We start from the raw sequence: 13,215 nt of genomic DNA, 5'->3' as shown, positions 1-13,215 counted from the left end.
AGCGCTAAATCAGCGCTGCCGTTTAACGCTTATGTCTTATGGCTATTCTTATAATCTATCCAATGCTCTAGCGTATCAAACAGCTCATTAAGAACAATCGGTTTAGTAATGTGGGCATTCATACCCGCTTTTAAACTCTTTTCTCTATCGCCCGACATAGCATGTGCTGTCATCGCAATAATCGGCATTTGCTCAGTGCTATAGCGTTTACGCAGTTCTTGAGCTGCCGTTAAGCCATCCATGACAGGCATTTGAATATCCATCAATACTGCATCAAATGGCTTAGTATCAATGATATCTAAAGCTATCTGGCCGTTATCTGCCACCACGACTTCGTAACCTGCACTTTTGAGTAACTCGGTCGCGACTTGTTGGTTAATGAAGTTATCTTCCACTAGTAATACTAAACCAGCCTCTTTAGTTTGCTCAGGGTCTTCCTCAACAACTGGGGCCACGTTGAGTTTTGGCTCAGCAGCAAAAGCGCCAATAATCTCATCAAACAATGCCGAGGCTTTAAATGGTTTTTGTAAAATGGCAAACACACGGTTTTCATCAAACTCTGCTTCTAAAGGCTCAGCGGAATAAGCGGTCATTAAGATAATCACAGGACGTTTCTTAAGGCGACCATCAGCGACCATCTCATCAACAATATCAACCACATCACCGCCGCCCATTTCAGGCATCATCCAATCAAGTAATAATAAATCCACAGATGAATGAGCCAATACTTCCAGTGCTTCTGCACCACTTTGCGCGGTTTTAACACCAAAGCTAAAATCACGCATTAGCGTTGAGTAAATTTGTAATGCACTTGGATTATCATCAACCACTAAGGTGGTTAAGTTATTCAATTGCTCTGGAACCACTAATGGCGCAATCACATTCTCTTCGGCAATCTCAAAACTAATATTAAAACTAAAAGTGCTGCCTTGGTTTGGCTCAGATAGCACTTCCATAGTACCGCCCATTAAGGACACTAAATGTTTACTAATCGATAAGCCTAAACCTGTGCCGCCATATTTACGTGTCGTTGAGCCATCTGCTTGTGAGAAGGCGTCAAACAATTTAGCTTGCTGCTCTTGGCTAATGCCGATACCCGTATCGCGCACCCAGAATTTTAGAGTAATTCGATGATCACGCTCACCAACATCTTCACAACCCAGTTCAATTTCACCGTTTTGAGTAAACTTAACCGCATTAGACAGTAAATTAACCAGCACCTGTCCTAATCGAAGTGGATCGCCGCTCAAGATCAAACCAGCAGTAACAGGAGCATAAAGTAATAATTCCACGCCTTTTTCTTGCGCTTTTTGCGCGTTCATATCAATGACATGATCGAGTACTTTATCCAGTGGGAATGACACTCGCTCTAACTCTAATTTACCTGCTTCAATTTTAGAGAAATCCAAAATATCATTAATGATCCTTAGCAATGACTGAGCTGAGAAGCCTGCCTTATTAAGGTAATCTTGCTGCTGCGGCGTCAATTGTGTGCGTTGAGCTAACTGCAACATACCAATAATGGCGTTCATAGGAGTACGAATTTCATGACTCATATTGGCCAAGAATTCACTCTTATACATGTTGGCAAGTTCTGCATCTTGTTTCGCCTCTAGCAAGGCGACTTCGTTACTCTTTTGACGGGTAATATCTTTATGAGTACCCAACATACGTTTCGACTGACCATCATCAGCAAACTCTACCGCACGGCCACGTGAAAGTACCCAATGATATTCACCCGATTTCGCCCGCATTCGATACTCAATCTCGTATGTGCCTTTAGGGTTTTTAGCGTAGTCACTACGGTACTCTTCAACTCGCATTCGATCGTCAGGGTGAATCAGTGCATCCGTTGATGAAATAAGTGCTGGGAACTCATTAGGCTTATAACCTAGCATTGAGTAAAATGCAGGGTTACAAATCAACTGCTCAGAATCTAAATACCAATCCCATAGGCCGTCTTCTACCGCATCCATGGCTAAATGGTAACGCTCTTCAGACAAACGCAACTGTTCAGCCGACTCATACTCACGTGTCACATCACGCCATACTGAAATCAAGCCTAATAGTTCGCCACGGCGATTATAGAAAGGCAGCTTCAGCGTATCGAGCAATACGGTTTTACCACCGATATCGACTTTTTCCTGATAGCGAAGTAAGGATCTGTCACTGAGAACTTTCTGATCTTCTTCTCGGATCCGAGCGCCTTGATCATGGGTGGTTTCCAGCGACAACTGCCCGACCATTTCATTTTCTTTGCAGCCGAGCATGTATTCAGCTGATTTGTTACAGCCTAAATACTTACCTTCTTTATCTTTATAAACAATCGCCTCTGGAATTGAGTCAATCAAAGAACGCAGTAGTGCAAATTCTCGCTCTCGCCGCTCTGTTGTATCTCGCAGTCTTTGAGTACGCCGCGCGACCAAGTTATCTAGCCGTTTATTCTGCTCGGCTAAATGGCGGGTGTATTGTTTATTTTCTTCAAAAATTCGGCTCACCAGTAAGAACCAAGGCTCCCAGCCTTCGGTGATTTTTTTCGGCGCAGCGATTGGCTCACGAGAACATGCTTCTAAGTGAGTCAGTAAGCGAGATGCTGGATTAACGAATGAGCGACGTGTTTGCCAATGTACAATGGTCACCAGCACAGACAAGGCTAATACCACTAATAAGAATGTCAGTTTCAGCTTGTCCCAAGCATCCTCGAATAATAGATCTTCATCTTGTAAATACAGTAAACGCCAAGGGGGATTTTGCAGAGCAACTGAGTGAATATAGTAACCGTTACGCAATATGCCATCATGGGCATCAAACAGTTCAGATTCAGGTAATGAGTGCAGCTCAGACGGGATACGCTGACTAATATGATAAACACGGTTCATATCATTTGAGTCGAAATCACTGTGAGACAGGATATTGTTATATTGGTCTAGCAATATCACCGTACCCGGCATTTTAAAGTACATTCGCATTTGTTTAGCAAGTGATGCCAATGTCATATCTAAATTGATGGAACCGATAAAATCATCTTCAAGATAAACCGGTAAACCGAGTGTGGTTAACAAACCTTGGTCGGCTAAATCCACGTAGGCTTCACGCCAAAATACACTACGTTGTGGGTTCATGGCAGGCGTGGCTAGCTGAAATTGCTTTTTGTTTAGCAATTCTTCTCTAAATCTTGATTCATTTGTCGGCCATGGAAACGTCGACATGATACGTTGTTTTGAAATGTAATAAATGGATGAGGCTTTTGGCGCTGCCTCTTTTGCAACCGGAAAAGACAGCGACAATTCAAACAACATCTCTAGTTCTTGATAAAAGGTGTCACTGCGGCCATCGAGCGATCCCATACCTGTGATGCGCCCCATGTTGGTAAATGGCTCACCACTTTTCGCATAACTAGGCTCTAAGGTAAAAAACTGACCATCTTCGTTGAGTTTTTCATACTGAGGTAAGCGGTCTTTACGGACTAATTCCCCCAAACGTAAGTGATCAACAGCCACATTGCGCAGACTTTTAACGGCACGAATACTAGATTCAAGCAATAAATCAATTTGCAGTACATGACGTAAAACCTGCTCTTCACGCTCTTTAATCAATTGTGTTTTTTGGCGTTCAAATAGCATCCAAGCGGATAACAGCGCCATTACGATAACGCCCATGTAGGTATAAAAAACTGCTCGGTTATACTTTCGTTGAATAAGCGATTTTAGATGTAAATCTGGCTCAGTCGATTTCATTGAAATCCCTTTAGTTTTACTCAATAGCGTCGTTGGTATAAGAAAAAGGAGAGGCGCTAGTTTAGTTTATTTGTCGTTCATTAATGCATATTATCAGGAAGGTATTGTTAAGCACATGAATAACCGAGAACAATCGTGATAAAAAGTGTCATTTTTTACATTTATTGATAACTCCTAAAACATAGCAAATTATCACCATAGAATCATGGTCATTTGCCCTTTAATTATAAGAAATTTGATTCTTGAAATCGTGATAGGTTAAAGCTTCAAATTGAATGCCTTTTTTAAGTCATTTCTTGACTAACGAACTAGGAGAAATAGTCTAAAGCGCTCTTGTTTAGTTAAAAAACATTTTACTGTAAAAACTGCAGCGTCATATTTGAAATCAATGATGAAGGCTCACAAAGTTATTATTTGAATAAAGGCAACCAAACCAGATTGAAGGTATAAAAAAACCGATGGCGCTAACACACCATCGGTTTATTTTTTTGAATACAGTTAAACCTGATTAGAATCGATATTTGTAACCAATTTCGACTGCATTATCACGCTTACCATACCAATCATATTCACTGTTTAAATGACTATTCTTCAACAGCTCAGCTTTGTACTTAAACTTGCCGTAAAAAGCATGGGCACGAGCATCAGGTAAACGATACTCAGCACTTAATTCGTGCTCCCACACATTACCTTCATTGTTGTCAAAAACATTGTCATCTAACTTGTCTTTGTAAATGGCATCCCATACAAAGGTAAAGTCATTCCAGCGATACGTAAGCCATAGGTCATAACGCATTTCTTTACCTACAGCGTCATCATAAGTGCCGCTACCTACGCTGACTCTTTCTAAGTCGCCAGAGTAACGTGCGCGTACTTTCATGCTGAAGTCTTTCGTTAAACGGTAACCATAAAATGCACCGAATCGAATTTTCTTAGCATTTTCTTTTACTTGGTAGTCAAGTAATGGACCAACTTCATGTTCATTACGGTCACCCCATCTATGTCTGTAACCAGTTTTTAATGTGAATTCGTATTGCTCAGGCGCAAAGCCTACTTCAGTTTCTTGTTTACTGCGGTCATATTGCCACACTTGTTCAAAACCAAAGTTAAAGCCGTTGTCCATTCTATGGCTAAATTCAAATTTAGGACGATCTGTACGGCCGTCTAATAATTTATGTTCCCATTTAAATGTCATCGTCGTGTTTGCTGCTGCTGAGGTGCCCACTAGTGCACTGCCACCCACAATACTTATTACGCTTAACGCTAATATTGATTTTTTCATTTCTCTACTACTTCCTATAGGTAGTCAATACCCGGCATGTGCAAGCACATGCCTTTATCATTCAAAATAAATAACAACGTGAGAATTAATCGCTAAACGTGTTGTTAGTGAAGGTGTTATTGCTATCCTCTTCAGATAGAGCAAAAATTGCTGCATCACGTCGAGGAGAACCATCATCTTTGCTTACTGCATCAACAATTTGATAGGAGTATCCTGAAAACTCATTATGACTAATGGTCACATTACATTCATTCTGATCAGGTTTAATTGCTTGGCTTGATGAGTCACCAACTTTTATACCACTGGTTTCTTTGTCACCTTCGCCACCTATCGAGAAAGTATTGCCATCTATCAGCGTGCCCATTTTACCTTTACTCGAACTACAGGTTAGTCTGACCATATCGTTTTGAAGATGAAGGCTTTGATTAATAAATTCACTGCCTGTCAGATTAATAAATCCGTATGAACGAACCCAATTACCTTTATCTGCAATTTGATCCTGAAGTGTTAAACCTGATGCATCAAAAGTGAGAGCATTCAAGATTATTGGTAAGTTATCTTCACCCACTTTTTGAATATTGATGACTGCTGATTGCTTATCATCAGTTTCACCACATTCTGCAATAGTGTCATTTACAAAGGTGATGTTTGAGATTTCAGCACCTGCCGCGCCATCAATCACATCAATACAGGTATCACCAGTAATTGACGCACCATTTTGACCCGTTAAAGTAATCGCTTTATCAATAGTGATAACGCCTGTGGAGTACTCAAAGTCTGCACCTAATGTAATGGTGCTACCAGGGGTTGCAGCTTGAATGGCGGCATTCACTTCTTCAACGTTTTCAGGGTAAGTTGGCTCTGGAACTGTGCCGCCACCGACTAACTCATTATTGGTGTCAGTTGTGTCGCTAAATACATCATGCAATGCTGTGGAATGCTCTGGAGCTTCACCAAAGCTGAATAACTGAGTGAAGTTTTCAAAGGTATTATCGCTAAAGGTTGCAACACAGTTTTTATTTTCAGAGCCAAAGTTTGATGGCACACCGATAGTGGCAGCATTTGTCATCCCAGAAGCATTTAATGTTGCTAATGCAAATGTATTACCCGATATAGCTGAACCGCGAGGATCTTCATTACTGCCACCACGAGAAGCTGAACTACCACAGTTTAAATAAAGAATGCTGCCAGCTTCAGCTGATTTCGCAGTAAACTCACTGTCAGAAATATCCACTAAGCCACGAGAGTAAATCCAGGCATCACTATCGCCTGTTGTTTCTTCAAATCCTGCACCATTAAAGGTCAAGCCATCTAATTCAACAGCCGTTTTATCTTTACCCACTTTACCGATGTTAATAATCGTGTTTTTAGCATCATCACCTGTACCACAATCACTCATCACAATATTTTCAAAGCCGATATTTGAAATACGTGCTTGGTTGCCATTACGAAGCGTTTCAGCAGCTTCAGTTGGAATATCGATACAAACTGCGCCAGAGAATATGGCTTGTTCTGTTTCGCTTACCACGCCTTCAGCATCAGTCGATTGCAGAGTAATCGCTTTGTTTATAACGATGTTACCTGCATTAGCAAAGTCACCTTCCACATCAAGATTGATGACAGTACCCGTACTTGCTGAGTCAATTGCAGCTAGCAGTTCATCAACAGTTTTAACCACACCAGGATCCACAGGTGGAAGACCAGGGTCGGTATCACCATCAGTTAAGGTATTGTCAGATTCTGTTGTATCACCAAATACATCATATAGCGCAGTTGACTGGTCGCTTGACTCGCTAATTAAGAAACCAAACTTTTCAAAGGTGTTGTCAGTAAAAGTAGCGGCACAATTTTTATTCTCTTGGCCTAAGTTACTTGGCACACCAATAGTTGCTGCTTTAGTCGCATCATTTGCATTCAGTGTAGCCAGTGCAAAGGTGTTGCCTGTCATGATAGAGCCAAGATCATTGGCGTAACTACCACCACGTGACGCTGAGCTGCCACAGTTTAGGTAAACAATACTCTGTGCATCAGTTGATTTATTAGTAAATACGCTGTTTGAAATATTCACTAATCCACGAGAATATACCCAAGCGGCACTGTCACTGCTTGATTCTTGATTACCCGTTCCATCAAACGATAAGTTGTCGAGTAACACTGGGGTTTGATCTTTACCCACTTTACCAATATTGATAATTGAATTTGAAGTGCTTTCACCGCTACCACAGCTGTCCATGGTAATATTTTCAAAACCAATGTTTGAAATGCGTGCTTGGCTACCACCCCGTAATGTTTCAGAGGCCTCTGTAGGAATATCAATACAAACAGCGCCCGTGAATACTGCTTGCTCACCGGCAACAGGATCATCAATTGCACCATCGGCATCTGAGGTAATTAAGGTAATCGCTTTATCGATAACGATAGTGCCAACATTTTCAAATGTACCGGCGATATTTAAGCCGATAACATCACCAGCCTCTGCGGTATCGATAGCAGCAAGCAGTTCTGCAGCACTTGATGCAACTACATCAGCAACATCAGGTGTTTCAACAGGCGGCTGCCCAGGTTCAGTTCCACCATCCCCTGGAGGTTCATCATAAAAATCACAACCCGCTAATAAACTTGTCGATAAAGCAATGGCCACTAAAGCCGATAATTTTTTAATTCTCATTTTACTGCCCCATTAATGAGTTTAACGTTCATCTTGTTATTATTTGATACGGTAACTAGCACCAGTATCTTGAGTGGTTAAAACTTTTAAGCCTTTTGCGCCACCGTCAAAATTGGTTGCTTCTAGCAAACCATTTTCAGCACGTTGTAGTTTAGGGTTACGATAAATCACCCCATCCCAAGGAAGCTCAATACCTGACACTGGGCCAAAATATAAGTCATTCTCATAAGTAGGATTTATTAAAGGTGCAACACTATCGTTACCCTTTAAAGTCAGTGTGTTAGACGCTTTTGCATAAGACAGATTGTTCTTAAAGCTAATATCAGTTCCGGCAAAGATGGTGCTGACTTTGGCATTGTCATATAGGCTGACACGGTGTGTTTTGGTGGAATAAAGAATGTTTTGACGAGAGTCGACAATGGTGTTGTTTTCGATGTTGACTTTATAAGGGGTTGCCTGCTTATTCAGCTCTTTCCCTTTGACATCATTATTTAGGGTCTCGCCATTTGCAACATCAGTAATACCCGTGTTCACCGCAATGCCACCACGAACATCACCTGTACCCATTACGCGCTCAATATAGTTATTGCGAATGGTATGGCCTGCATCGTAAAAGCGGATACCGCCTGATTGCTTCTTGTTGTTACCTAGAATGACATTGTCTTCAACAACGTTATTAGTGCCGTGACGCAATGAAATCATCGAAGCGTTATCAACGAAGGTATTGCCTCTTAATGTATTGCCACCAGATTTAAGAGAAACTAACTCAGTTTCGCCGTCACATTTAAGGAATAAATTACCTTCGATCAATGTTTTCGAAGCGTATATAGAACTTTTTGAATCACCTAAACGAATTGCTTCCCAACTGTTGCCGTTGTATCGCACCGCATCTTGGTTATCAAATTCGTTGAATTGGTTGTGTTGTTGGTTGTAGAAAAGGTTACCTTTGATGATGTGGTGGTCAGGCGTGGTATCGCCTTTCTTCTTTTGCACACCAATCAAGGTGCCACGTTTGTGTTTACCTTCAAATGTATTGTTGATTAAGTTGTTATGCTTTCCATATAAAGAAATCCATAAATACTTTGGATATTCAGCGCGTTTGTCATCTGGCTGATAAAGGTAGTCATCATTGAAGAAATAGAAAGTAGAATTAGTTAGCGTATTATTATCACCACGGAAGACCACACCACCCATTCTTTCTGCAGGGCCTCCATCGGTAAATACCACACCATCTAAGGTAATATTGTCACCACGAAGATTAAACTGTACTAACCCGGTAAACCATACTTCACCAGGGTTAGCCGCTTTAATCGTGACATTATTTGCTTTGATATCGAACTTGCCAAGGTTGGCATATTTCCCAGCATCGATGACGAGGGTTTCGCCATCTTCGAGTGTGAGTAATTTATCTTTTAATGCTGCTGCATCTGCTCTTTGCAAAGATGTCGCATCAATAGCACTTTTATTATTTTGCTCAACCATTGGTCCTGTGATTGTCGCTGTCCCCACAACATCAACCGCAGGCTCGGTAGCTGCACAACCTGTCAGCAATACCAAAGAAATAGCTGAAGCGATAATACGCTTTTTCATACTTTCCCCTTTTCCCATTTGTATTATTTAACACAATCTTATTTGTATTATTAATCTTTTGGTAGGAAAAACTGTGAGATTGTTCATAAACTAACTAATTAGGAGTATATAATTGATTACTTTTAACAACCAAAGCGAGGGATTCCTTAACAACAAAGCTAAAAAAGCAAACTCTAACCACAAAAACCAACAATAACTTTATTGACTGATTACTAATTAAGCATAATATTAAAAAATTCTCCCACAATTTCGTTTGAAAAAGTAAGATATATTGTCTTACAAATAAGGAAAGTTATCGTTATGTTAATGCGAATATTCACATCTAATGTATTACTTATACTTCTTTTGGGTTGCTCAGGTTCTTCAGATTCACCTGAAACGCCTCCTGAAGTACCACCAGAAGTGCCTCCGTGCGAAACGTGTAGTTGGACTATTGAGCAATGGAAATTGACTATTCCTGAGAGTAAAGACAGCTTTTATGGTTCAGGGGGGACGAGCGCAGCAGAACTCAAACCGTCGACATGCAGTAATAATCAAACCTTAACTAACGATACTGACATTGCTTATTTTTGGACCGAGAAAAATCCACAGCAATTGGTCTTTAATGTCGATCTAGGAATGGATGGCGCCACCACGCCTAATACTCAATATGTTCGCTCAGAATTACGAGAGCTATATCGATTTGATACCGAAAACCCCTGTTCTTCGACCAATCAAAATTGGGCTATTGGCGGTAACCACCTGCTAGAGGCTTCGCTTAATATTATTCAGTACCCGCAGATAACGTCGGTTAGCCCTAAAGTCATCGTCGGCCAAGTCCACGGTAAAGATATCAAACAGGCATTAGTTAAAGTGCTATGGGAAGGCAGCGAAAAACCTGTCAGAGTGATATTAAATGATAGCTTTAAACCCGATAATCAAACTTGTGATAGCTGCCAACCGTTTAGTATTGAGCTTGGTACAGCTAAAGCTTACGAAGATTGGCAATATGCGATTGAAGTCGATACCACAGGCATTACACTGACAACGATAATTTCAGGCATAAGCACCCAGAGATTATTAAAGTGGGGCGAGCCGGTCATTGCTAACGATGGTAAAGAGTACACTTTAGATACAGCTTGGCTTAATGAAGAGTATTACTTTAAAGCCGGAATTTATCCGCAAGTAGTCACTTCATCAGATTATGCCGGACAAGTTTTTGAAGTTGGCTTTACCGAACTCAAGGTAAGTCATACTCCTTAGCTAAGCGTGGCTGTACTGCTCAGGCTGCTTAAATTTTCATGCAGCTTGAGAAAATTGAGTTTAAGCTAAGTAAGATCATTAGTTATTTAATATTTAAGGTATAAAAATGGACGAATCGTTACTTCCTAATGTCATCCAATTTATTGGACAAATCGATCCATTTGATAAGCTGCCCAAAGCCGTAGTTCGCGAACTCGCCGAAGTGGTCAAAATTATCTATGTTGCCCAGGGCGAAGTTGTCGACTTGTCAGCTGACAATCAAGAGAAGCACCTTTATATTGTCCGTTCTGGTGCCATGGAGCAGCGTAAAAAAAGTGGCGTACTTCGCGCGCGTTTAGAAGCTGAAGATTTATTCGGCTTTACCTTTCTAGATTCTGATGTTGATGATGATCAAGGCTATCAAGCCACCGCCATTGAACCTTGCTTACTGTATCTAATCCCACACTCCGCACTTCAAACTTTATTCACTAAAACCCCTGAGTATGCAGAGCACTTCGCCTCCCAAGCTCAGGTACGCTTAAACTCAGCATTAGATGTTGTATGGTCGAATAAGGAAAAAGGACTGTTCATCCGTAAGGTGAAAGATGTCGCCAGTGGCCGTATTGCAGTGGTCACTGCTGACATGAGTATTCAAGCTGTTGCTCACGAAATGCGGATGATTAAACGCACGTCTTGCGCGGTAATTTATGAAGACGACAAGATTGTTGGCTTAATTACCGATAGAGACATGACCAAACGCGTGATTGTTGAAGGTTACCCTATTGATAAGCCAATCAAGGATGTGATGACATCTAACCCATTAACCGTCGCGCCAGAAGACTTAGTATTGCAAGCTGCCTCTTTAATGATGCAATACAATGTACGAAATCTACCTGTGGTTGAGAACAATAAGGTCGTTGGCTTACTCACCACAACTCACTTGGTCCAAAATCACCGTATGCAGGCTATTTTCTTGATTGAGAAAATCAAGTATGCCGTCAGCGTAAAAGAATTAGCCACGTTAAACCCTGAGCGCCAAGCTATTTTTGAAGCGCTAGTTGAAGGTAAAGTGGTGCCTGAAACCATCGGCAAAGTGATGGCAATGATCTTCGATGCCTATACTCGAAGACTCATTAATATCATGATTGATCAATTGGGCGAGCCACCTTGTGACTTTGCATGGATTGTTGCAGGCTCTCATGCCCGAAATGAAGTGCACTGTTTAACCGATCAAGATAGTGCCATTGTGCTGGCAGATAATGTCACCGAAAACGATCGTATTTACTTTAAACATTTAGCCGACTTTGTCACCCAAGGGCTAGATCGCTGTGACTACCCCCTTTGTACTGGCAACTATATGCCCACCACTGATAAATGGCGTCAGCCACTATCGATGTGGAAACAGTATTACAAAAAGTGGGTTGCTAACCCTGAATACGAACGTCTGCTTAACATCAGTGTGTTTTTAGAGATACGCACCGTATTTGGTAATCAAAATTTTGAGCATGAACTGCATGAGTCAATGCATACTCATATTCGTGAAAATGCCGAGTTTTTAGGTATTTTGGTTAAAGATGCCACCAACACCAACCCACCATTAGGTATCTTCAATTCATTGGTATTAGAAAAAAGCGGTGAGAATAATAAGACCCTGAACATTAAAAAATATGCCATTAACTTGATTATTGATCTTGCCCGAATTTACGCATTAGCGGTGGGCAGTGACGCACTGCAAACCGAAGCACGCTTTCAAGCTGCAAATAATGCAGGCGTATTAAGTGACGATGCCTTTCAGAATATAATGGGAGCCTATCGATTTATTTTATCCTTCAGATATAGCCACCAATTAACGGCATTAAAGGAAGGTAAGATACCTGACAACCATATTAATCCCGATACCTTTGGCAGTTTTGAGCGTAAACATTTAAAAGATGCTTTTAGGATCATTGCCGATCAACAAGATGCCGCTAAATTGCGCTTTGGGAATATTTAATGAGTCTTTTAGACTATTTTCACCCATTATCCGCTTTAAAAAGACAGCGTGAAAACTACCTAGTTAAAGACAGCTTGAGTCAAAGCTTGGTTGAACCCACTTCGGCACCATTGCCTGAGCTAAAAGCCCTATGCAGTGAAGTCACGTATCTAGCGTTGGATATTGAAACCACGGGGTTTGATCCTGTCGAAGATGAAATACTCAGTATGGGTTGGGTGGTGATAAAAAATCAGCAAATTGATTTAGCCAACAGCCAACATGTTTATATTAAGCATTGTGACAAGGTCAAACCTGAGTCAGCGGTCATTAACCACATTACGCCTCAAATGCTAGCAAATGGGGTGTCACTTCATGAAGCGATGAGCTATTTCTTCAGCCAACTTGGCGACAAAGTCTTAGTTGTTCACGGCTCAGTCATTGAAGCTGGATTTATTAATTACTACGCGCAAAAGTATTGGCAACTCCCACCGCCACCACTACTTTGGCTCGACACGCTATGCTTAGAAAAGCACTTTGCTACGGCAATCGATCATTACTCAGATGTCGATCTCACATTAGCTGGCACTCGCAAACGTTATGGCTTGCCTGAATATAATAGTCATAACGCCTTAGTTGATGCACTTGGCGCGGCAGAATTATTGTTGGCGCAACAAAAAAGGTTATCTAGAGGTAGTCGCGATAGCTTTGCCCGTCTCTATCGATTAAGCCAGAAGAAATAGCTAAA

General features: G+C 41.2%; 7 protein-coding genes. 3 read left to right on the top strand and 4 right to left on the bottom strand.

All coding sequences use genetic code 11. The annotated features are described in order from the left end of the window. Positions 1 to 29: 29 nt before the first annotated feature. From L2735_RS11550 to L2735_RS11535, 4 genes are all read right to left on the bottom strand, one after another. Positions 30 to 3,737: a response regulator gene (locus L2735_RS11550; protein ID WP_248984857.1), complete on the bottom strand. Its 3,708-nt coding sequence runs from the start codon at positions 3,735 to 3,737 to the stop codon at positions 30 to 32. A gap of 508 nt (positions 3,738 to 4,245) precedes the next feature. Continuing rightward, complete coding sequence (locus L2735_RS11545) at positions 4,246 to 5,019, bottom strand: oligogalacturonate-specific porin KdgM family protein (RefSeq protein ID WP_248984856.1); 774 nt, start codon at positions 5,017 to 5,019, stop codon at positions 4,246 to 4,248. An 85-nt stretch (positions 5,020 to 5,104) separates the two neighbouring features. Continuing rightward, the gene (locus L2735_RS11540; RefSeq protein WP_248984855.1) at positions 5,105 to 7,687 is read right to left on the bottom strand and encodes a polysaccharide lyase domain-containing protein; all 2,583 of its coding nucleotides are present in this window, start codon (positions 7,685 to 7,687) and stop codon (positions 5,105 to 5,107) included. 39 nt (positions 7,688 to 7,726) lie between these two features. After that, positions 7,727 to 9,277 carry a polysaccharide lyase 6 family protein gene (locus L2735_RS11535; RefSeq protein WP_248984854.1) on the bottom strand — a complete coding sequence of 517 codons (1,551 nt, stop codon included), beginning with the start codon at positions 9,275 to 9,277 and terminating at the stop codon, positions 7,727 to 7,729. Between the two features lie 300 nt (positions 9,278 to 9,577). Between L2735_RS11535 and L2735_RS11530 the strand changes: the two genes are divergently transcribed. The 3 genes from L2735_RS11530 to L2735_RS11520 all read left to right on the top strand — a co-directional run bounded on the left by L2735_RS11530 (position 9,578) and on the right by L2735_RS11520 (position 13,210). Continuing rightward, positions 9,578 to 10,519 (top strand): polysaccharide lyase family 7 protein, encoded by a 942-nt coding sequence (locus L2735_RS11530; protein ID WP_248984853.1) that lies wholly within the window; start codon positions 9,578 to 9,580, stop codon positions 10,517 to 10,519. 106 nt (positions 10,520 to 10,625) lie between these two features. Continuing rightward, positions 10,626 to 12,491 carry a putative nucleotidyltransferase substrate binding domain-containing protein gene (locus L2735_RS11525; protein WP_248984852.1) on the top strand — a complete coding sequence of 622 codons (1,866 nt, stop codon included), beginning with the start codon at positions 10,626 to 10,628 and terminating at the stop codon, positions 12,489 to 12,491. Further along, complete coding sequence (locus L2735_RS11520) at positions 12,491 to 13,210, top strand: 3'-5' exonuclease (protein WP_248984851.1); 720 nt, start codon at positions 12,491 to 12,493, stop codon at positions 13,208 to 13,210. Before L2735_RS11525 ends, L2735_RS11520 begins: the two co-directional genes overlap by 1 nt. Positions 13,211 to 13,215 lie beyond the last annotated feature (5 nt).

The organism is Shewanella olleyana (genome assembly GCF_023283825.1).
In the GTDB taxonomy this organism is placed as follows: Bacteria; Pseudomonadota; Gammaproteobacteria; order Enterobacterales; family Shewanellaceae; genus Shewanella; species Shewanella olleyana.
Note: the sequence above shows the minus strand (reverse complement) of the source record. Positions and strands in the feature narration are given on the sequence as shown.